The sequence below is a fragment of the Variovorax sp. 01T432 genome (assembly GCF_056398605.1).
Genome location: NZ_JBFTPS010000023.1, coordinates 84,525 through 105,913, shown reverse-complemented (window position 1 = coordinate 105,913; position 21,389 = coordinate 84,525). Strand labels below are relative to the sequence as shown.

Genomic DNA, 21,389 nt, shown 5'->3' with positions numbered 1-21,389 from the left:
GCACGAGTCCGGTCAGCTCTGCCCGTTCCCCGTCCGTCAGCACAATCTCGATGGCAACTCGCACGATCAAACCCCGTTTCCGCCCGTAGTAGAGCATTGGAAGCGAGGCAATCATTTAAGTTCCCTCAAGAATGCAACACTACACTAGCATGCGCATCTTTGTTGCTCGAATCGATCGAATATGGACCGCATAACTGCCGCCGAGGTCTTCGTGTGCATCGCAGAGCGCGCCAGCATGACGGCGGCGGCCGATGCGCTGGACATGTCGCGCGCCATGGTCACGCGCTACCTCGCACAGATGGAGCAGTGGGCCGGTGCGCGCCTGTTGCATCGGACAACGCGGCGCCAGAGCCTGACCGAGGCGGGCGAGGAAACGCTCTCGCGCTGCCGCCGCATGCTCGAAGTGGCATCTGACATGGCGGTCACGGCCGGAGCGCAGGCCGATGTGCCGCGAGGGCTGCTTCGGGTGGCCTGCGCGCAGTCGCTCGCGCAGGACATCCTGGCCTCCGCGGTCACGGACTACCTGCGACGCTATCCGCTCGCGGCGATCGACCTGCACATCGGCGCCCGGCCTGTGAATCTGGTGGAGGATCGCATCGACCTCGCGATCCGCATCACCAATGATCTGGACCCGAATCTGATCGCGCGGCCGCTCGGCCATTGCGCATCCGTTGTCTGCGCCTCGCCCGCCTACCTTGCCGCGCATGGCACGCCGAGGAGCGTGCGGGAGCTCGCCGATCACAACTGCCTGACCTATTCGTACTTCGGCAAGAGCTTGTGGGAGTTCGAACAGGCGGGTGAGCACATGGCCATTCCGGTCAACGGCAATCTCAGCGCGAACGAGTCGCAGGTGCTCCTTGCCGCGGCCGTGGAGGGCGCCGGGATCGCGATGCAGCCGGTGTATTCGGCGAGTGCGCCGATCGCCGCGGGGCGGCTGGTCGCGCTGCTGCCGGAGGCGGTTCCGCAGGGCCTGGGCGTGTACGGCCTGTACGGATCGCGGCGCCAGATGCCAGCGTCGCTGCGGGTGATGCTGGATTTTCTGGTGGACCGCTTCGCCGACGCAGCACACTGGCCGCCCTCGGTTCAGTCCGTCAGGACGCGGCGGCACTAGGAGCGCCTCAGCTATTGCGGATGCATTCCGGTTTGGAACGTTGGTCGTTCCACATTACCGCTTCCGGAGCTGATCCGGAATCTCTAGAGTCTGGACACAAGGAAAGGCGCCGAGGGCCGCGATTCTGCCCTCTCGAAGCGCCCGGCCTGACTTCGTACAGAACACCAGGAGACAAGCATGAACCCCTTCATTTCGCGCCGCACGGTGCTCGGCCTGGGCGCATCGGCCGCCGCCGCGGCGACGCTGCCCACCTTCGCGCAGTCGGCATCCGACAGGCCGGTGCGCCTGATCCTGCCCATCAGCGCCGGCTCTGGCGTGGACACGATCGCGCGTTCGGCCGCGCCGGCCCTGGGCAAGGCGCTGGGCCAGGCCGTGGTGATCGAGAACCTGCCGGGCGCGGGTGGCATCACCGGCGCGTCGGTCGTCGTCAAGGCCACGCCGGATGGCTCCACGCTGGGCATGGTGTCGAACAACCACGTGATCAACCCGAGCGTCTACAAGAAGATGCCCTTCGATGCGATCAACGACATCACGCCCATCAGCGTGATCGGCGCGACGCCGCTGGTGCTGGTGGTGAACCCCAAACTGCCGGCGAGGAATGTTCAGGAGCTGGTGGCGCTGGTCAAGGCCAAGCCCGACACCTTCAACTACGCATCGTCCGGCAACGGCACCATCATTCACCTGGCAGGCGAGATGTTTGTCGAGGAGGCCGGCCTCAAGGTCCGGCATATCCCGTACAAGGGCACCGGCCCGATGGTGACCGATCTGATCGGCGGTCAGATCGAAATGGGTGTGGTCGCCTTGCCTGCCGCCCAGGCTCACATCAAGACCGGCTCGCTGCGCGCGATCGGGCTTTGCGGGCCGACGCGCTCGCCGGCCGCGCCGGACATTCCGACGATCGCGGAGCAGGGCCTGCCGAACTACAGCGTCGAAGGATGGTTCGCCGTGATCGGGCCGGCCAGACTGCCCGCCGCCGAAGTGAAGCGCGTGCACGATGCCATCGTGGCCGCCTTTTCGAGTCCCGAGGTGCGCGACGCGATGGACAAACAGGGGAACATCATCAAGCCCGGGACGCCGGAAGAGGCGGCGAAGTACTTCCGCAGCGAGGCCGCGAAATACGCGGCCCTGGTGAAGAAGGCGAACGTGACCCTGGAATAGCCGCAGCGGCCGGATTCAGGCCTCTGGCCCGGCGGCGCGATACAGCGCGCGCACGAAATCGGACTGGGTGATCATCCCCGTGAGCCGCTTTTCGCCATCGATGATGGGGATGTGGTGGTGGCCTTCCTCGGAGAAGAGGGTGATCAGTTCGGCCATCGGCCGGTCCTCGCTCGCCACGCGCACCTGGCGCGTCATGATCTGGCCGACGACCTCGGGCTTCTCCGACATCACGGTGCGCGTCGCGCGGATGAAGTCGCGCAGCCGCCCGCCGATGCCGTCGTGGTGCTGCAGGTCGATCTGCCGAAAGAAATCGGCTTGCGTGACGATGCCGACCACTCGACGCGTCCGGTCGGTGACGGGCAGCGCCTTGATGCGCCGCTCGTGCATCAGCGACCATGCCTCCTGCAGAGGCGTCCCGAATTCGACCGTCAGCGGCTCGTGCGACATGATGTCTGCACAGTGCACGGTGCCCAGGCGGCGGCGCCACGATTCGAGTTCGGTCTCCCGGATCAGCGCTTCGAGATCGTCCCGGCTGATGTCGAGCACCTGGTTGTAACGCGACAGTACCGCGTCGACGTCCGCCTGGCTGAAACGCGCGTTCGCATCGGCCGGCCCCGGGCGCGGCGCGATCTGCACATGGGGGTAGCGGCGCCCGGTGAGGGTGTTGTAGACCACGCCGGCCAGCACGAGCAGCACGGAGTTGGCGAGGGCGGGGAACAGGGCGAAGGAGAACGAAGTCGCGTGCGTGAGCACCGCGAGCAAGGCGACGGCGCCGCCCGGCGGGTGCAGGCAGCGCAGGGCGAACATGAGGCCGATGGCCCCGGCGCCGGCGGCCGCGCCGGCCCATGCGGCATCCGGTATCCACCGCGCGCAGGCGATGCCGACCAGCGCCGACAGCGTATTGCCGGCGATGGCCGGCCAGGGCTGGGCGAGCGGACTGGCGGGCAGGGCGAACACGAGCACCGCGCTGGCGCCGATGGGTGCGACCATCCATACCGCGCCGGGCGCGGCGGCGGTCGCGAGGCGGCACAGCAGCGCGGTGATCAGCAGGCCCAGCGCCGCGCCGGCGACGGCGCGCAGTCGCTCGCGCGTGTTGACGCGTGTGCGGCCCGGCAGCCATGTCCGCGCGTAGGAGCGAAGCGATGCGAGCCCCTCCATGGCTTCAGGCCTCCGAGGCGACGATGCGCCCGATCGTCGGCCAGCGCTGGTGCAGCCAGGCCCAGGCGACCAGGCCGATGCCCAGCATCAGGATCGAGGTCAGGGCGAGTGCCAGCGTCGAATGCATCACCATCGGCGCGATCACGCCCGCCACGATGCCGTTGGCGGTCGAGCCGATCACGGCTTGCAGCGACGAGGCCATGCCGCGGCGCTCGGGATGCAGGTCCAGGACCAGCAGCGTCACCACCGGCACCATCAGCGCCCAGCCGAAGGCGAACACGGCCAGCGGCCACAGCGCCCATGCCGCATGCGGCGTGAAGAGCGCGTTGGCCACGACGTTGACAAGCGAGGTCGCCAGCATGATCAGGAAGCCGTCGCGGATCTGGCGCTTGGGCGCCACCTTGCCGGCCATGCGGCCGCTGGCCCAGGCACCGCTCATGATGCCGCCGATGGTCAGCAGGAAGAACCAGAAGAACTGTGTGGGTGCGAGCGCCAGGTGCTCGCCGAGGAAGGCGGGCGCGGCCAGCACATAGAGGAACATGCCGTTGAAGGGCACTCCGCTCGCCAGCGCGAGCAGCAGAAAGCGCGGATCGGAGCACAGATCCCAGTACCCGCGCAGCAGGTGCCGCACCTGGAAGGGTTGGCGCTGGCTCAGGTGTAGCGTTTCCGGCAGCAGCTTGTAGTTGGCGGCGAACAGCACCACGCCGACGGCCACCAGGAACCAGAACACGGCATGCCAGCCCAGGTGCACGAAAAGGAAGCCGCCGACGATCGGCGCGATGGCGGGTGCGATGCCGAAATAGATCGTGACCTGGCTCATGACGCGTTGCGCCTGGGCCGGCGGGAACATGTCGCGGATCACGGCGCGGGAGACCACGATGCCCGCGCCGGTCGACAGGCCCTGCAGCGCCCGGAACAGGACGAGTTGCCCGATGGTCTGCGACAGCGCGCATCCCAGCGACGCGGCGGTGAACACGGCCAGGCCCCACAGCACGACCGGGCGCCGCCCGAAGCTGTCCGACAGCGCGCCGTGGAACAGGTTCATGAATGCGAAGCCGAACAAATAGGCCGAGAGCGTCTGCTGCATCTCGACCGGCGTGGCGCCGATGGAATGCGCAATGCCCGAGAAGGCGGGAATGTAGGTGTCGATCGAGAAAGGCCCGAGCATGCCGAGCACCGCCAGCAGCACGGCCAGCGCCCAACGCGGAGCCTGCCAGAGTTTGTCCGCGTCAGGATTCATGAATATGCCGGCACTTCCTCAATTCAGAAACACCGCGGAGCCGGCTGCGCCGGTCCGCAGGTGTTGTCCCCTGCAAGGGGGTAGGCGAAGCGACACGAAGTGCGCGCAGCCTGGGGGTGTGCCTAGGTTACAGCGTGTCGATGAAGGAGCGCAGCTTGTCCGAGCGGCTCGGATGCTTGAGCTTGCGCAGCGCCTTGGCTTCGATCTGGCGGATCCGCTCGCGCGTGACGTCGAACTGCTTGCCGACTTCTTCCAGCGTGTGGTCGGTCGACATCTCGATGCCGAAGCGCATGCGCAGCACCTTGGCCTCGCGCGGCGTCAGGCTGTCGAGGATGTCCTTGACCACGTCGCGAAGACCCGCCTGCATCGCGGCCTCGATCGGCGCCGTGTTGCTGCTGTCCTCGATGAAGTCGCCCAGGTGCGAATCGTCGTCGTCGCCGATGGGGGTTTCCATCGAGATCGGCTCCTTCGCGATCTTCATGATCTTGCGGATCTTGTCCTCGGGGATCTCCATCTTCGCGGCCAGGATGCCGGCATCCGGCTCGAAGCCGAACTCCTGCAGATGCTGCCGGCTGATGCGGTTCATCTTGTTGATGGTCTCGATCATGTGGACCGGGATGCGGATGGTCCGCGCCTGGTCGGCGATCGAGCGGGTGATGGCCTGGCGGATCCACCACGTCGCGTAGGTCGAGAACTTGTAGCCGCGGCGGTATTCGAACTTGTCGACCGCCTTCATCAGGCCGATGTTGCCTTCCTGGATCAGGTCCAGGAACTGCAGGCCGCGGTTGGTGTATTTCTTTGCGATGGAAATCACGAGGCGCAGGTTGGCCTCGATCATTTCCTTCTTGGCATCGCGCGAAGACGATTCGCCTTCGTTCATGCGCTTGTTGATGTCCTTCAGCTCGGGCAGCGGCACCACCACGCGCGACTGGATGTCGGCAAGGCGCTGCTGCAGTTCCTGCACCGGTGGAATGTTGCGCGCGAGCACGGTGCTCCAGGGCTTGCCGGCGGCGGCCTGCTTCTCGACCCACTTGAGATTGAGCAGGTTGGAAGCGATGCGGTTGCCGTTCTTGTCGTAGCCGCTGAAGTCGCGGATGAACTCCTCCTGCGGGAAGCCGCACTTGTCCACGATGATGCGGCGCAGTTCGCGCTCCTTCTTGCGGACGTCATCGACCTGCGTGCGCACCAGGTCGCACAGCTTCTCGATCGTGCGGGCCGTGAAGCGGATGGTCATCAGCTCTTCGGAGAGCGCGTGCTGGGCCTTGTGGTAGGCGGGGGTGCCGTAGCCTTCCTTGTCGTAGATCTTGTGGACCTTCTCGAACAGCGAGGCGATGCGATCGAATCGCTCCAGCGCGTCGCGCTTGAGTTCCTCGAGCTTCTTGGTCAGGGCCTTGGAGCCGCCCTTGCCGTCGTCGTCGTCTTCCTCGTCGAATTCGTCGAAGTCCTCTTCGGCCACGTAGTCGTCGGCCTCGTTCGGGTTCGAGAAGCCGTCGACGACGGTCGAAATGACCACCTTGCCTTCACGGATGTCGGACGCCAGGCGCAGGATCTCGGCGATGGTCGCCGGGGAGGCCGAGATGGCCTCCATCATGGCCATCAGGCCGCCTTCGATGCGCTTGGCGATTTCGATTTCGCCTTCGCGCGTCAGCAGCTCGACCGTGCCCATTTCGCGCATGTACATGCGCACCGGGTCGGTGGTGCGGCCGAATTCGCTGTCGACGGTCGAGAGGGCCGCCTCGGCTTCTTCCTCGGCTTCCTCGACGGTGGTCGCGGTGGGCGCGGTGTTGTTCAGCAGCAGCGTTTCGGCGTCCGGCGTCTGCTCGTAGACGGCCACGCCCATGTCGTTGAGCATCGTGACCACGACTTCCATGGTCTCGGCGTCGACGAGCTTGTCGGGCAGGTGGTCGGAGATTTCGCCGTGCGTGAGGTAGCCGCGCGTCTTGCCGAGCGTGATCAGTGTCTTGAGGCGCGAACGGCGCTTGGCCAGGTCTTCCTCGGAGAGCACGGTCTCGTCGAGGCCGAACTCCTTCATCAAGGCGCGTTCCTTCGCCTTGCTGATCTTCATGCGCAGCGGCTTGACCTTTTCCTCGGTCGTGGTGACCGCCGGTTCCTCGCCGGCCAGGTCGTCCTCGATGTCAGACAGGTCGACGTCGCTCGTCGGCGCGTCGTTGCTGGCCTTGGGCTTGCGGCCGCGCTTGGCGCCGCTGGCGGCTGCGGGCGCGCCGGCGGCCCCAGCGGCCTTGGGAGGACGGCCCACCTTCTTGGCGGCGGGCTTCAGGGTTTCGTCGAGGGTGGTCGATTTCGTGGGCACGGTTTTCACTTTCGTTGCGGCAGACGCCTTGGACGCGGCGGCACCCGTCTTAGTTGCCGTCAGAGCGGCGACTTTCAACAGTTTCTCTGCGACAGACTTCTTGGCGGCGGACACTGCAGGCTTCTTTGAACTGGGCATACGACCTCGGTACAACAAGAATGGACAAGCGGAATCACAGGCGCCAAGAACCCGGCGCGGGCAGGGGCACAGACACGGGGCCCTGAAGGAATTGAATCCTCCAGCACTCTTCAAAAGACAAGATGTCGGGCGAACATTTGGTGTGCAGTCCTTGCGGTGTATTGGCCCGTTTCCCATTGGGAAGTGCATTGCGCATGGGGCCGGCCCGGAGGTGCTGCTGTCGCTCTTGTCAGTTTTCGCGTTCAGCGAAGCCCTACATTATAGCGCGGAGCTACTTTTTCAAGCAGAGTTTGAACTTGGTTTGAGGCGATTGCGCAGTTCCAGCCGGCGCGCTTCGAGCGCCTTGTACCTTTCCAGGGCCCGCGGATCGGTCCCTACCGCCGCGATGGCCTCGCTCTGCTGGGCCTTCAGCAGCTCGTCCAGCATGTGGTCGAGCACGTTTCGCAGTTCGCGGGCGGCGTCGGCCGCCTGTTCGCCTTCGACGTCGCCGATGGGCCCGCCGTCGGGGCCGGTCATCACGCGCTCGGCGAGCGCCTCGAATGGCATTCCCCGAAACCCTTCGCGCAATGCCGCCCACGGCTGCACCCCGTGCTCATGGATCTGGCTGTCGAGCCAGGCGAAGAGCTGCCCATGGTCGCCGGGCAGGTCGCACAGCATGGCATGCAGTTCGTGCGACAGACCTTCCCATTCCGCCAGGTTGGACAAGAGCAGCCGTGCCGCCACATCCGGTCGGCTCGTCGGCAGGTGGCGGCCATGCGAGCGCGGCGGGGCCGCGGGGCGGCGAGACTTGTAACGCCTCTCGGCCGGCTGCGAGTAGCCTTCGTCGCTCCAGTCGCGGGTCTGCCGAGGCGCCGGCACGAGCGCCGGCGCCGGCGCGGGGGGGCGTGGCGCCGCGGGGGCCCACAGCTCACCGAGCTCCTGGCCGCTGAGCTGGACCGTGACGGCGATTTCTCCCAGCAGCTGTCGCTTGAGGGCTCCTTCGGGCAGCGCGTTCCACAAGGGGCGCGCGTTGCTCGCCATATGCGCCCGGCCTTCCGCCGTCCCGAGGTCACAGCCGTCGCGCGCGGCTTCGATCATGAAGCGGCTCAGAGGCGTGGCCTCGTTCACGAAGCGGGCGAAGGCGTCGGCGCCGTATTCGCGGATGAAGCTGTCGGGATCGTGTTCGGCCGGCAGGAACAGGAACTTGATGCTGCGCACGTCGCTGGCATAGGGCAGGGCGCCGTCGAGCGCCTTGCGCGCTGCGCGGCGTCCCGCCGCATCGCCGTCGAAGCTGAATACCACCGAATCCGTGAAGCGGAAGAGCTTCTGGACGTGTTCCGGCGTGCAGGCGGTGCCCAGCGTCGCGACCGCATTGGGGAAGCCGAGCTGGGCAAGGGCGACCACATCCATGTAGCCCTCGGTCACGAGCGCGTAACCTCGATCGCGGAACGCCGCCCGCGCCTCATAGAGTCCGTAGAGTTCACGGCCCTTGCTGAAGACCGGTGTCTCGGGCGAGTTGAGGTACTTCGGCTTTTCGTCGCCCAGGACGCGGCCGCCGAAGCCGATGCATTCCCCCTTGACGTTGCGGATCGGGAACATCACGCGGTCGCGGAAACGGTCGTAGCGCTTCGCCTCCCCGCTGTCGTCCGGTTCGCCGGCGATCACCAGGCCGCTTTCGGCCAGGAGCGGATCGTCGTACTCCGGGAACACGCTAGCCAGCGTCCGCCAGCCGGCGGGTGCGTAGCCGATGCCGAATTGCTTCGCGACTTCACCCGAGACGCCGCGGCCCTTGAGGTAGTCGATGGCGCCAGGCGACTGGCGCAGGTGCTTCCGATAGGCCTCGCCGGCCTTCTCGAGCACCTCGGAGAGGGTGGCCTGCTTCTGGCGCTGGCCGGCGGCGCGGGCACGTTCTTCCGGCGAAGCGTCGTCCTCGGGCACCTGCATGCCGTACTGGCCGGCGAGGTCGTGGACGGCCTCGACAAAGCCCATGCCGGCGTGCTCCATCAGGAAGCCGATGGCGTTGCCGTGCACGCCGCAGCCGAAGCAGTGATAGAACTGCTTGGTCGGGCTGACCGAGAAGGACGGCGATTTCTCGCCGTGGAACGGGCACAGGCCCATGAAATTGGCGCCGGCCTTCTTGAGCTGAACGTAACGGCCGACGATTTCCACCACGTCGGCGCGTGCGAGCAGTTCCTGGATGAATGAAGCGGGGATGGTCATGTAGGCGGGGAGCGCCAAATCATACGCAAGCTTCCAGGTGGTCACGGGCAGGCGGCATACTGGTCGGCAAGAAGTTCGACCCATGATCCGCCGCACCATCATCCACGCCGCGCCCGTGCTGCGCCATCCCCTGCGTTTCCTCTGGCAGGCGCTGAGGTGCTTTCGCGCCAACCAGGGCCTGCTGCTGGCGGGCGCTGTGGCCTACTACGCGCTGCTGTCGATCGTTCCGCTCCTGATCGTGAGCGTGATCGCGCTGTCGCATTTCATCGACGAGGTCGAACTCCTGAGCGCGGTCGGTCGCTATCTGGCGTGGCTGCTGCCGGGCCAGTCGCAGGCGATCGTCGGGGAGCTGTCGAACTTCCTGGACCACCGCGACGTGATGGGGCCGGTGCTCCTGGTCACGATGATCTTCTTCAGTTCGCTCGGGTTCACGGTGCTCGAGAGCGCTATGGCGGTGATCTTTCATCACCGAAAAGCCGACCACAAGCGCCACTTCCTGATCTCGGCCGTGATGCCCTACCTGTACATCCTGAGCTTGTGCATGGGGCTGCTGCTGGTCACGCTGGTATCGGGCGCCCTGCAGGTGATCGGGAAGGAAAGCGTCGAATTGTTCGGTCACGCCTGGTCGCTGTCGGGCGTCTCAGGCGTACTGCTGTACTTGCTGGGGCTGGGTGGCGAGATCTTCATGCTCACCTCGCTCTACCTGGTGATGCCCGTGGGACGTCTGCGCCTTCGCCATGCGCTCTTGGGCGGGGTGACGGCGGCGCTGCTCTGGGAGGTGACGCGCCGGGTGCTGGTGCTCTACTTTGCGACGCTTTCGCAGGTCAATGTCGTCTACGGCTCGCTGACGACGGCGATCGTGGTGCTGCTGAGCCTGGAGATCGCCGCCACGCTGGTGTTGTTCGGCGCCCAGGTGATCTCGCAGTACGAGCGCCTGGAGCGCACGGGCAACGCGGAGCCGATCGAGGGTGCGATCGGCGGCGAGCCCGAAGCGACGATCAGCGCGGTGCGAGCCGTATCGCGCCGTCGAGTCGGATCACCTCGCCATTGAGCATGTCGTTCTCGATGATGTGTTTCGCGAGCTTGGCGTAGTCCTCGGGAGTGCCAAGGCGGGAAGGGAAGGGAACGCTGGCGGCCAGTGCGTCCTGGACTTCCTGCGGCATCCCGAACAGCATCGGCGTGCCGAAGATGCCCGGTGCGATCGTCATGTTGCGAATGCCGCTGCGCGCCAGGTCGCGCGCGATCGGCAGCGTCATCCCGACCACTCCGCCCTTCGAGGCGCTGTACGCGGCCTGGCCGATTTGCCCGTCGTAGGCCGCGACCGAGGCGGTCGAGATCAGCACACCGCGTTCGCCGGTGGATTCGGGTTCGTTCCGGCTCATGGCGTCGGCTGCGAGGCGGATCATGTTGAAAGTGCCGATCAGGTTGACCGTGACGGTTTTGCTGAACACCGCGAGCGCGTGCGGCCCGTTCTTGCCGACGGTCTTCTCCGCCGGCGCGATGCCCGCGCAACTGACCAGCCCGACCAGCTTGCCGAGCTTCAGGGCTGCAGCCACCGCCGCATGCCCGTCGGCTTCCTGGGTGACGTCGCACTTGACGAATGCGCCGCCGATTTCCTCGGCGATCGCTTCACCCTTTTCAACTTGCATGTCGGCGATGACCACCTTCCCGCCATTTGCCGCCAGCATGCGCGCCGTACCTTCGCCGAGTCCCGAAGCCCCGCCGGTAACGATGAAAACCTTGCCGTCGATCTGCATGTTCTTTCTCCTGAATGTGTGAGCAGCCATTATCAAAGACGCGCAGCCCCGCAGCCCCCGGCGCAAAGGCGAGAACGCCGCCGCGCACGGGCGCCCGAAGCCAGGGGGCGAGCAACAAAAAAAAGGCCTCGTCCGAAAACGAGGCCCCTGAATTGGATCCCGAAGGACCCAAGGAGACAATCAGCGCCCGCTTCGAGCGGGCTTTGAAATTCAGCGCTTGCGAGCGGCGGTTTGAGCGGTGCTCTTGGCAGCGTTCACTGCGGTGGTCGACACGGCCTGGAAGTTGGCTTCGGCGACGTCCGACGCTTGCTTGACGGCCTTCTGCACCGACTCGAAAGCATTGTTGGCGGCAGCCACGGCGCTCTTCATCACGGCGACGGCGGTTTCCGAGCCGGCAGGTGCGTTCTTCGCAGCGCTGTCGACGAGACCGACGAAAGCTTGCTGGGCTTCGGCAGCCTTGACTTCGAAGGCCTTGGTGAATTCGGCGCTGGTGCCTTGAGCGATGTCATAGAGATGACGGCTGTAGGCGGCGGTCTTTTCGGCCATGGGCTGGAAGATGCTGGCTTGCAGGGCGAACAACTCTTGTGCGTCCTTGACGCTCAGCACGGCTTGGGCGGTGCCGGCGGCTTCGGTCAGGGCAGCCTTGGAAGCGGTCAGGTTCAGCTCTACGAGCTTCTCGACGCCTTCGAAAGCCTTGGTGGTGAGGCCGAACAGGGTTTCGATGGTGGCTTTTTGGGAAGCGATGAGTTGGTCAGCGGTGAGGGCCATGTGGGTGCTCCAGTTGATAGAAAAGGGTCGGTTTGACATCGAGCTGCAACCCTTGACTTTTTGTGCGGTGCAGCATGGCTTGAAGTATATGTAGCCAGATTGATCCAGCAAGCGGTTTTTGCTGCTATGCAGCAATTTAGAACGTGTCTTCTAAAAGCTGTGGCGCCGACAATGTGCCGATGCGTGCCTTTTATTCGGGCCAATTCGTGTTGCCGCTGCCCCCTGGTCATCGCTTCCCGATGGGGCGGTACGCCATGTTGCGCGATGGGTTGCTGCGTCGCTTGCAGGGGGTGCGAATGCTCGAGGCGCCCAGGGCCAGTGATGGCGAGTTGGCGCTGGCCCATTCGCCGCAATGGATCGCGGCGATCAGCGACGGCAGCGTGAGCCCTCAGGCCATGCGCGAGATCGGATTTCCCTGGAGCGAGGCGATGGTGGAACGCTCGCGCCGTTCGACCGGAGCCACTATCGCCGCTTGCCGCGCGGCGCTGGAGGAGGGCGTTTCCGCCAACATGGCAGGCGGCACGCACCACGCGAGCGCCGACAAGGGCGGAGGGTTCTGCGTCTTCAACGATGCTGCGGTCGCGGCACGGCTCATGCAGGCGGAAGTGGGACGTCGGGGACTTGCGCAGCTCCAGGTGGCGATCATCGATCTCGACGTCCACCAGGGCAACGGCACCGCGCGCATCTTTCGCGATGACCCGAGCGTATTCACGCTGTCCCTGCATGGTCAGAAGAACTTTCCATTCCGCAAGGAGACGAGCGACCTCGATGTCGAACTGCCGGATGGTTGCGCGGACGCCGACTACATGGCGGCCCTTGAGCAGGCGCTCGACGAACTGGAGCGGCGCTTTGCACCCGGATTGATCATCTATCTGGCGGGCGCGGACCCTTTCGAGCGTGACCGGCTCGGCCGCCTCAAGCTCAGCTTCGACGGTCTGGAGGCGCGCGATCGGCGGGTGTTCGAATTCGCCTGGCGACGGCGGATTCCCCTGGCCTTCGCCATGGCGGGCGGCTATGCGATCGACATCGCCGAGACCGTGCGGGTGCAATTGGGCACCTTCCAGGTGGCCTTCGAATACTGGCGTCGCTGGCAAAATGCCGCGCCATGAGCGCCAGACCCAAGCCCGAAATCAGAAGCAGCTACCGCGCCTTCCGCCGCATCCCCACGCGCTGGGCCGACAACGACATGTACGGGCATGTCAACAACGTCGTTTACTACGAATGGTTCGACACCGCGGTCAACGCGTTGCTGATCGAACGGGGCGCCCTGGACATCCATCACGGCACGATGGTGGGCTTCGTGGTCGAGACACAGTGCAACTACTTCGCGCCGCTCGCCTTTCCGCAGATGGTGGAGGCGGGCATCCGGGTCGCGCATGCCGGCAACTCCAGCGTGCGCTACGAGATCGCGCTATTTGCCGAGGGCGCCGAGACGGCTGCCGCGCAAGGCCACTTCATTCATGTCTACGTCGACCGCGCGACGCAGCGGCCAGTGAAATTGTCGCCCGCCCTGCAATCGCTCGTCGCCGAACTTCGGGTCTGAGGCAGACAAACGGCGCCCCTGGGGCGCCGTTTGTCGAGGGTCAACCCGTTCGGGGGTCGACTACATCTTCTTCATGGCCTTGATGTCGGCCTTGCCCTTGGCTTCATCCGCCTTGGCCTGCTTTTCGCAAGCGCTCTTGGCATCGCCCTTCTGGTCATCGCACTTTTCCTTGGCGACTTCGTAGTTGGCCTTGACCTTCTCTTCCTCGACCTTGCGGGCATTGCTGTCGCTGGGCTTGTACTGCTGTTCGAGTTCGGCCTTGGCGACGTCTTCCTTCCCCTTGGCTTCCTTCATGCAGACATCCTTGGCGTTGTCCTTCAGGGTGTCGCACTGGGCTTTGGCAACCTTGTAGTCGGCTTCGATCTTTTCCTTGCTGACCTTGTACTCGTCCTTGGTCATTGCGCTGGCTTGCGCCATGACGAAGCAGGACGAGGCGAGGGCGAGCATGAGCAGGTGTTTCTTCATGGGTGTACTCCTTTGAGCAGTGTGAAAAGGGGGGAGATGTTCAGTATTTTTCGAACCAGAGCGGCGCAGGCGTGCGGCCATCGCGCGCTTCCCATTCGCTGACTTGTCTTTCGGCTTCGTCGCGGCTGATGCCGTGACGTTCCTGGATGCGGCCGAGCAGCTGGTCGCGCTTGCCCGCGATGACATCGAAATCGTCGTCGGTGAGCTTGCCCCACTGTTCCTTGACCTTGCCCTTGAGCTGCTTCCAGTTGCCCTCGATGGTGTCTTTGTTCATGACCTAATCTCCTTCAGATGGGTGTTTCACCGCCGGTCTGGATTCGTTCCGGCCGGCGTGAAGACACTGTCGCGTCCGGGCCCGGGTCCTCCGGTAGGACGCCCGGGGAAGGGGTCGTAGGCACATGCCGACGCCGCCCGTGATAATCGACCGCACGCAGAACTCCGAGACCAGCGCGCCCGCACCATGATCATCCAAAGCCTGCTCGATACCGATCTCTATAAATTCACGATGATGCAGGTGGTGCTTCACCACTTTCCCGGCGCGCGCGTCGAGTACCGCTTCAAGTGCCGCAACCCGGGCATCGACCTCGCCCGATTCGCGGGCCAGATCCGCGACGAGGTGCGCCATCTGTGCTCGCTGCAGTTCAAGGATGCCGAACTGGCCTATCTGCGGTCGATGCGCTTCATCAAGAGCGATTTCGTCGATTTCCTCGGGCTCTTTCGCCTCAACGAGAAGTGCATCCACATCGTTCCCAAGCCTTCGGGCGAGCTGGAGATTCGCATCGAAGGGCCCTGGCTGCACACGATCCTGTTCGAGATCCCGGTGCTCGCGATCGTGAACGAGGTCTACTTTCGCAATACCCAGCCCCAGCCGGACTTGAGCGAAGGGCGGCAGCGACTGGAGACGAAGATCGCGCAGTTGCAGGAGGATGGCCTGGCGGACCTCAAGATCGCCGACTACGGCACGCGCCGCCGCTTTTCCAAGGACTGGCACGAGGAAGTGCTGCGCACCCTGAGCGGCAAGCTCGGCGCCGTCACCGCGCCCGTGCAGGCTCGATCGCCGACAAGGCTGCCGCAACTCGCCGGCACCAGCAATGTGCTGTACGCCATGAAGCTCGGTCTCATTCCGCTCGGCACCATGGCGCATGAGTACCTGCAGGCATGCCAGGCGCTGGGGCCTCGGCTGCGCGACAGCCAAGTCTTCGGCTTCGAGTCCTGGGCGCGGGAATACCGGGGCGACCTGGGTATTGCGCTGTCCGATGTCTATGGGATGAACGCCTTCCTGCGCGACTTCGACCTCTACTTCTGCAAGCTCTTCGACGGCGCACGCCACGACAGCGGCGATCCTTTCCAGTGGGGGGAGCGCATGCTGGCCCACTATGTCGCCAACCGGGTGGATCCGCGCACGAAGACGCTGATCTTCAGCGACGGGCTCACGGTGCCCAAGACCATCGAGCTCTACCAGCAGTTCCGCGGGCGTTGCCAGCTGGCCTTCGGCATCGGCACCAACCTCACCAATGACCTGGGCTACGAGCCCTTGCAGATCGTGATCAAGATGATTCGCTGCAACGATCAGCCGGTGGCCAAGTTGTCCGACACGCCGTCCAAGAACATGTGCGAAGACGAACGGTATCTGGCCTATCTGAGGCAGGTTTTCGAGATTGCGCAGCCTGCGGCATGACAAGGCCGATGCCTGCGCGCGCACTCCTTCGCCTGTTGGCGATCGCAATGTTGTCGATGATGGTCCCGGCGATGGCCTTCGCCGCAGACTTCGACGGCGCGCGCCTGTCACCGCTGTGGGGCGTGCCTTTTGCCGGCATCCTGCTGTCGATCGCCTTGATGCCGCTAGTGGCACCGTCCTTCTGGCACCACCACTACGGCAAGGTGTCGGCCGCCTGGGCGCTGGCCTTCCTGTTGCCTTTTGCGGCGAGCTTCGGGCCCTCGCTGGCGGCCGAGCAGCTCGTGCACGCGCTGGTCGCCGAATACATCCCGTTCATCCTCCTGCTCACGACGCTCTTCGTGGTCGCTGGCGGCATCCACGTGCGCGGGAACCTGCATGGCGCGCCGGGGCTCAACGCGGCAATCCTCGGGATCGGCGCGGTGCTCGCGAGCATCATGGGCACGACCGGCGCATCCATGTTGCTGATTCGCCCGCTGATACGCGCCAACGACAACCGGGTCCACCGGGCGCACGTGGTCGTGTTCTTCATCTTCATCGTGTCGAACGTCGGCGGGTCGCTCACGCCGCTGGGTGATCCACCGCTGTTCCTCGGCTTTCTGAAGGGCGTCGATTTCTTCTGGACCGCGAAGAACATCCTGCCCGATACGCTCTTCGTCGTGGGTGTCCTGCTGGCGCTTTTCTATGCCATCGACACCTGGTATTACCGCAAGGAGGGCGTCCTGCCCGTGGACCCGACGCCCGACACCCGCGGCGTCGGCTTCGACGGTGCGCGCAACTTCTGGCTCCTGGGCGGAGTGGTCTTCTTCGTGCTGCTCAGCGGATTCTGGAAGTCTTCTGTCACTTTCGAGATCCATGGCGCCGAGGTGGGCCTGCCCGGCATCGTGCGCGATCTCGGCCTGATCGCGCTCACGCTGGTGTCGCTGAAGATCACCGCCGCGAAGGTGCATGCCGACAATCAGTTCGGCTGGGAGCCGATGGCCGAGGTGGCAAAACTGTTCGCAGGCATCTTCCTGACCATCATCCCGGTGATCGCAATGCTCAAGGCGGGCGCCAACGGGCCCTTCGGTGCCGTCGTCTCGGCCGTCACACGGCCTGACGGCCAGCCGGACCCGGCGATGTACTTCTGGGCCACCGGCATCCTGAGCTCCTTTCTCGACAATGCACCGACCTACCTGGTGTTCTTCAACACCGCCGGCGGCGATCCGCAGGCACTGATGACCACCTACGCGACCACACTGGCCGCCATCTCCGCCGGCGCCGTCTTCATGGGCGCCAACACCTACATCGGCAACGCCCCCAACCTGATGGTCAAGGCCATCGCGGAGAGCCGAGGCGTGCGCATGCCGAGCTTCTTCGGCTACATGCTGTGGTCGGGCGCCATCCTGGTGCCGCTGTTCGTTCTTTCCACCTTCATCTTCTTCCGTTGATCATGAGCAAGCCCAGAGTTCTCGTCGCCCGTTCGATTTTTCCTGAGACCATTGCCCGCCTGCAAGAGCACTTCGAGGTGGAATCCAACCAGAGCGACGAGATCTGGAGCAAGGCCCAACTCATCGAAAAGCTCAAGGGCAAGCAGGGCGCCTTCACCACCGGCAGTGAGCGAATCGATGCCGACGTGCTCGACGCCTGCCCGGAACTGAAGATCTGCGCCAACATGGCGGTGGGCTACAACAATTTCGACGTCGACGCGATGACCGCGCACGGCGTGCTGGGCACCAACGCGCCGGACGTGCTGACCGAGACCACGGCCGATTTCGGATTCGCGCTGCTGATGGCGACCGCGCGGCGCATCTCCGAGAGCGAGCATTTCCTGCGCGCGGGCAAGTGGACGAAGTGGAGCTACGACCTGTTCTCCGGCTCCGACATCCACGGCTCCACGCTCGGCATCCTCGGCATGGGGCGCATCGGGCAGGGCATTGCGCGGCGCGGCGCGAAGGGCTTCGGAATGAACGTGATCTATCACAACCGTTCGCGCCTCGATCCCAAGCTCGAAGCCGATTGTGGGGCAAGCTATGTGAGCAAGGAGGAACTCCTGAAGACGGCGGACCACGTCGTGCTCGTGGTGCCCTATACGCCAGCATCGCATCACACGATCGGCGCCGCCGAACTGGCGTTGATGAAGCCGACGGCGACGCTCGTCAACATCGCTCGCGGCGGCATCGTCGACGATGAGGCGCTCGCGGCGGCGTTGCGCGACAAGCGGATCGCCGCGGCGGGGCTGGACGTGTTCGAGGGCGAGCCCAAGGTGCATCCCGATCTGCTCACGGTCCCGAACGTGGTGTTGACCCCCCACATCGCGAGCGCCACCGTGCCCACGCGCCGGGCCATGGCGGACCTCGCGACCGACAACCTCATCGGCTTCCTGACCCGAAACCAGGCAGTGACACCGGTCAATCCGGCCGTGCTTGCCTCGAAGTAAGTGACCGATCCTGTGCTTGAACTCCGGGTACTGCTTGGCCTCGCGGCGCTGAATTTCATCTTCGTCCTCTGGCTCCTGCTGCGCAGGCCGCCGGCCCCCGACCACGGCCCGCTGATCGCCACCCTCGGTGCGGCCAATGAGCGCATCGAACGTGAGTTGCGCCGCGAAATCTCGGAATCGTCCCGCGGAGTGCGTCAGGAGACGGCGCAGGCATTCGCAAGCTTCCAGCAGGCGCTGGTGCAACAGGGTGCGGAATCGACGCGCACCCAGAACGCCCAGATCGATGCTTTCGCGCAGCAACTCACGCTGCTGCAAAAGACGCTGGCCGACACTCTCAACACGCAATTGCAGGGCCTGAGCGAATCCAACGCCCGCCGCCTTGCCGAGGTGCGCGCCACGATGGAAACGCAGCTCGCGCAGCTCCAGCAGAGCAACAGCGCCAAGCTCGACGAGATGCGCAAGACGGTCGACGAAAAGCTGCAGAGCACGCTCGAAGCGCGCTTGGGCGAGAGCTTCAAGCAGGTGGCTGACAGACTGGAGCAGGTGCACAAGGGCCTTGGCGAGATGCAGACGCTGGCTGTCGGCGTCGGGAGCCTGCAGCGCGTGCTGACCAACGTGAAGACGCGCGGCGTGTTCGGCGAGGTCCAGCTCGAGGCCCTGCTCGAACAGGTGCTCACGCCCGATCAGTACGCCAAGCAGATCGAGACCCGACCGCGCAGCGGCCAGCGCGTGGACTTCGCCATCCGATTTCCCGGTCGCGGCGAGGATGGCTCGCCTGTCTGGCTACCGATCGACGCCAAGTTTCCGCGCGATGACTACGAGCGCCTGCTCGACGCGCACGAGCGCGCCGACCCTGCCGCCGCGGAACTGGCCGCCAAGGCGCTGGAAGCCCGCATCCGCAGCGAAGCCCGCGCGATTGCCGAGAACTATCTGGCCGCGCCCCACACCACCGACTTCGCGATCCTGTTCCTGCCAGTCGAGAGTCTCTATGCAGAGGTGCTGCGGCGGCCCGGCCTGATGGATGCAATCCAGCGTCAGCATCGCGTGACTCTGGCCGGTCCGACCACGCTGCTGGCGATGCTCAACAGCCTGCACATGGGCTTTCGCACGCTGGCGCTGGAGCAGCAGGCTTCGGAAGTATGGAAGGTGCTGGGCGCGGTCAAGACCGAGTTCGAGCGCTACGGCGAATGGGTGGCACGTATCAAGGAGCAGGTGGCGAAGGCCTCCGACACCCTCGACAAGGCAGACACGCGCGCCCGGCAGATGCGGCTGGCGCTGCGCAAGGTCGAAGCGCTGCCGGAGGCCGAATCGCAGGCCATGCTGCCGGCGGCCGACGACGAAGTGGCGCTGTGACGGGTGAATTGCTGCGGCTCATTGCAGCCCAGATATGCCTTCACGCGGCCATGGCCGGCATGCGCCTGGCGGCCCCGCTCCTGGCGCTTCAGCAGGGCTACAGCGCGGCGGCGGTGGGCCTGCTGATCGCGCTGTTTGCGCTCACGCAGGTCTTTCTGGCGTTGCCGGCCGGCCGGTTCGCGGACCGGCACGGTCTCAAGCGGCCGTTGATGCTATCGGTGATCGCGGCTGCTTCGGGTACCGGCCTGGCGGCGACCTTTCCGGTGTTTCCGATGATGTGCCTCGGCGCGCTGCTGACCGGAGGTGCGACCGGCGCGACCGTGATCGCGCTCCAGCGCCACGTTGGACGTGCCGCCGCCAACCCGACCCAGCTCAAGCAGGTATTCAGCTGGCTCGCCATCGCGCCAGCGGTGGCGAACTTCGTCGGGCCCTTTTGCGCGGGGTTGCTGATCGACCATGCAGGATCCGTCCCGGCCGATCCGTCGGGCTTTCGCATCGCATTCATGGCGCTGGCCCTGTTGCCGCTCGCCGGTTGGTTCTTCGCCCGCGACACGCGGGAGCTGCCGCAGGTGCCCGTTCACCATGAGGGCGGCAAGAGGCCACGTGCGTGGCACCTGCTGCGCGAGCCGATGTTCCGGCGGCTGCTGTTCGTGAACTGGTTGCAGTCCTCCAGCTGGGACGTGCACGCCTTCGTGCTGCCGATCCTTGGGCATGAACGCGGCCTGGGTGCTTCGGTGATCGGCTCCATCCTCGGCGCCTTCGCGATCGCCGCGGCGGTGATACGCGTCGTGCTGCCCATGGTGGCATCGCGCGCGTCCGAGCGCAACGTGATCGCAACGTCCACGGTCGTCACCGCACTGGTGTTTGCGGTGTATCCGTTCCTGTCGTCAGCACTTGCAATGGCAGTCTGTTCGGTGGTGCTCGGCTTTTCCCTCGGCGCCGTCCAGCCGATGGTGATGAGCATGCTGCATCAGATCACGCCGCACGCGCGCCACGGCGAGGCGCTCGGTCTGCGGCTGATGACCATCAACGCGTCGAGCGTCGCGATGCCGATGTTGTTCGGCTCCGTCGGCGCGCTGATCGGCATCGGGGGGGTGTTCTGGGTCGTGGGTGGCGTGGTGGCGCTGGGCACGCGTGCCGTGTGGGGCTTGACCGTGCCGCAGCCCGCCGATCAGATCTTGTAGAAGCGCCTGATCGCGTCCCACGCCTCCGGCGGCGTGTCCACATATTCGATCAGCTTCACGTCCTCGGGAGAGATCACGCCTTCTTCCGCAAGAAAGTCGAAGTCGAGCAACTGCTTCCAATAGTCGGCGCCGAAGAGCACGATCGGCACCGGCTTGGCCTTGCGCGTCTGCACCAGCGTGATGACCTCGAACAGTTCGTCCAGGGTGCCGAAGCCACCGGGGAAGGCCACCAGCGCCTTCGCGCGCATCATGAAGTGCATCTTGCGGATCGCGAAGTAGTGGAACCTGAAGCTCAGGGCCGGTGTGACGTAAGGGTTGGCTTCCTCTTCCATCGGCAAAGCGATTGCCAGGCCGACCGAGATGCCGCCACCCTCATAGGCGCCACGGTTGGCCGCCTGCATGATCCCGGGGCCGCCGCCGGTGCAGACGAAAAGCTTGTCTTCCGGTTCCTTGTCGTCGCTGTATTGCGCGACCAGCTTGCCGAAGGCGCGCGCCTTTTCGTAGTAGTGGGAACTGCGCGCCAGCTTGCGCCAGCGGGCCGCGGCGACCGTGTCGCCGGCGGCGTCGGCCTGGGCGATCAGGGCGCCGGACTCCTCTTCGCTGCGAAAGCGGGCGCTGCCGAAGACCACCACGGTGTTCTCGATGCCGTGCGCGCGCATTTCGAGGTCGGGCTTCATCAGTTCAAGCTGCATGCGCAGGCCTCGCGTCTCGCGGCGCAGCAGGAACTCGGGATCGGCAAAGGCGAGCCGCGAAGGATCCGGGTGAAGCGGAAGACCCTTGTCCGAGTGGGCCTGCAGAGTGGCCCAGGCGTCGGCGAGGCGCTTGTTGTGAAGGTCGTGTGTGCTGTTGAGCATGGTCTGGCAGGAAAGTAGGTCGCAGTCTGGGATTGTGCGCGCTGCAGTGTCCGGGC

Annotated in this window: 19 protein-coding genes; 10 read left to right on the top strand and 9 right to left on the bottom strand. The window is 65.2% G+C overall.

Annotated features, from left to right (window positions below; genetic code table 11):
- The first annotated feature begins 181 nt into the window (after positions 1-181).
- Both AC1DNF_RS18655 and AC1DNF_RS18650 read left to right on the top strand, forming a co-directional pair.
- On the top strand, positions 182-1,111 hold the full coding sequence (locus AC1DNF_RS18655) for a LysR family transcriptional regulator (protein ID WP_478150095.1): 930 nt from the start codon (positions 182-184) through the stop codon (positions 1,109-1,111).
- A gap of 177 nt (positions 1,112-1,288) precedes the next feature.
- Positions 1,289-2,269 (top strand): tripartite tricarboxylate transporter substrate binding protein, encoded by a 981-nt coding sequence (locus tag AC1DNF_RS18650; RefSeq protein WP_478150094.1) that lies wholly within the window; start codon positions 1,289-1,291, stop codon positions 2,267-2,269.
- A 15-nt stretch (positions 2,270-2,284) separates the two neighbouring features.
- On the opposite strand, the gene AC1DNF_RS18645 is transcribed toward AC1DNF_RS18650, so the two are convergent.
- The 4 genes from AC1DNF_RS18645 to dnaG all read right to left on the bottom strand — a co-directional run bounded on the left by AC1DNF_RS18645 (position 2,285) and on the right by dnaG (position 9,315).
- Positions 2,285-3,427: an HPP family protein gene (locus AC1DNF_RS18645; protein WP_478150093.1), complete on the bottom strand. Its 1,143-nt coding sequence runs from the start codon at positions 3,425-3,427 to the stop codon at positions 2,285-2,287.
- 4 nt (positions 3,428-3,431) lie between these two features.
- On the bottom strand, positions 3,432-4,667 hold the full coding sequence (locus AC1DNF_RS18640) for a multidrug effflux MFS transporter (RefSeq protein ID WP_478150092.1): 1,236 nt from the start codon (positions 4,665-4,667) through the stop codon (positions 3,432-3,434).
- Between the two features lie 127 nt (positions 4,668-4,794).
- On the bottom strand, positions 4,795-7,116 hold the full coding sequence (gene rpoD, locus AC1DNF_RS18635) for an RNA polymerase sigma factor RpoD (protein WP_478150091.1): 2,322 nt from the start codon (positions 7,114-7,116) through the stop codon (positions 4,795-4,797).
- Positions 7,117-7,395: 279 nt separating this feature from the next.
- A complete protein-coding gene (gene dnaG, locus AC1DNF_RS18630; RefSeq protein WP_478150090.1) occupies positions 7,396-9,315 on the bottom strand; it encodes a DNA primase in 1,920 nt (639 codons plus the stop codon).
- A gap of 82 nt (positions 9,316-9,397) precedes the next feature.
- Between dnaG and AC1DNF_RS18625 the strand changes: the two genes are divergently transcribed.
- Positions 9,398-10,366, top strand: a complete 969-nt coding sequence (locus AC1DNF_RS18625) for a YihY/virulence factor BrkB family protein (RefSeq protein ID WP_478150089.1) — start codon at positions 9,398-9,400, stop codon at positions 10,364-10,366.
- On the opposite strand, the gene AC1DNF_RS18620 is transcribed toward AC1DNF_RS18625, so the two are convergent.
- A complete protein-coding gene (locus AC1DNF_RS18620; RefSeq protein WP_478150088.1) occupies positions 10,314-11,072 on the bottom strand; it encodes a 3-hydroxyacyl-CoA dehydrogenase in 759 nt (252 codons plus the stop codon). The genes AC1DNF_RS18625 and AC1DNF_RS18620 overlap by 53 nt on opposite strands.
- A 210-nt stretch (positions 11,073-11,282) precedes the next feature.
- A complete protein-coding gene (locus AC1DNF_RS18615; RefSeq protein ID WP_478150099.1) occupies positions 11,283-11,840 on the bottom strand; it encodes a phasin family protein in 558 nt (185 codons plus the stop codon).
- Positions 11,841-12,019: 179 nt separating this feature from the next.
- Between AC1DNF_RS18615 and AC1DNF_RS18610 the strand changes: the two genes are divergently transcribed.
- Both AC1DNF_RS18610 and AC1DNF_RS18605 read left to right on the top strand, forming a co-directional pair.
- Entirely contained in the window at positions 12,020-12,949 is a 930-nt protein-coding gene (locus AC1DNF_RS18610; RefSeq protein WP_478150087.1) for a histone deacetylase family protein, read from the top strand.
- Positions 12,946-13,383 carry an acyl-CoA thioesterase gene (locus AC1DNF_RS18605; RefSeq protein ID WP_478150086.1) on the top strand — a complete coding sequence of 146 codons (438 nt, stop codon included), beginning with the start codon at positions 12,946-12,948 and terminating at the stop codon, positions 13,381-13,383. Before AC1DNF_RS18610 ends, AC1DNF_RS18605 begins: the two co-directional genes overlap by 4 nt.
- A gap of 60 nt (positions 13,384-13,443) precedes the next feature.
- On the opposite strand, the gene AC1DNF_RS18600 is transcribed toward AC1DNF_RS18605, so the two are convergent.
- The gene (locus tag AC1DNF_RS18600; RefSeq protein WP_478150085.1) at positions 13,444-13,848 is read right to left on the bottom strand and encodes a hypothetical protein; all 405 of its coding nucleotides are present in this window, start codon (positions 13,846-13,848) and stop codon (positions 13,444-13,446) included.
- 40 nt (positions 13,849-13,888) lie between these two features.
- Positions 13,889-14,122: a CsbD family protein gene (locus AC1DNF_RS18595; RefSeq protein ID WP_478150084.1), complete on the bottom strand. Its 234-nt coding sequence runs from the start codon at positions 14,120-14,122 to the stop codon at positions 13,889-13,891.
- Between the two features lie 186 nt (positions 14,123-14,308).
- On the opposite strand from AC1DNF_RS18595, the gene pncB reads away from it, so the two are divergent.
- The 5 genes from pncB (at position 14,309) to AC1DNF_RS18570 (ending at position 20,479) form a co-directional block, all read left to right on the top strand.
- Positions 14,309-15,526, top strand: coding sequence for a nicotinate phosphoribosyltransferase (gene pncB, locus AC1DNF_RS18590; protein ID WP_478150083.1), 1,218 nt, complete (start codon positions 14,309-14,311; stop codon positions 15,524-15,526).
- Positions 15,527-15,597: 71 nt separating this feature from the next.
- Entirely contained in the window at positions 15,598-16,953 is a 1,356-nt protein-coding gene (locus tag AC1DNF_RS18585; protein WP_478150082.1) for a sodium:proton antiporter, read from the top strand.
- A 2-nt stretch (positions 16,954-16,955) separates the two neighbouring features.
- Positions 16,956-17,942 carry a 2-hydroxyacid dehydrogenase gene (locus AC1DNF_RS18580; RefSeq protein ID WP_478150081.1) on the top strand — a complete coding sequence of 329 codons (987 nt, stop codon included), beginning with the start codon at positions 16,956-16,958 and terminating at the stop codon, positions 17,940-17,942.
- 12 nt (positions 17,943-17,954) lie between these two features.
- Positions 17,955-19,295 (top strand): DNA recombination protein RmuC, encoded by a 1,341-nt coding sequence (locus AC1DNF_RS18575; protein WP_478150080.1) that lies wholly within the window; start codon positions 17,955-17,957, stop codon positions 19,293-19,295.
- 50 nt (positions 19,296-19,345) lie between these two features.
- Positions 19,346-20,479 (top strand): MFS transporter, encoded by a 1,134-nt coding sequence (locus AC1DNF_RS18570; RefSeq protein WP_478150079.1) that lies wholly within the window; start codon positions 19,346-19,348, stop codon positions 20,477-20,479.
- Here the strand turns inward: AC1DNF_RS18570 and AC1DNF_RS18565 are convergent.
- A complete protein-coding gene (locus AC1DNF_RS18565; RefSeq protein ID WP_478150078.1) occupies positions 20,467-21,333 on the bottom strand; it encodes an LOG family protein in 867 nt (288 codons plus the stop codon). The genes AC1DNF_RS18570 and AC1DNF_RS18565 overlap by 13 nt on opposite strands.
- Positions 21,334-21,389 lie beyond the last annotated feature (56 nt).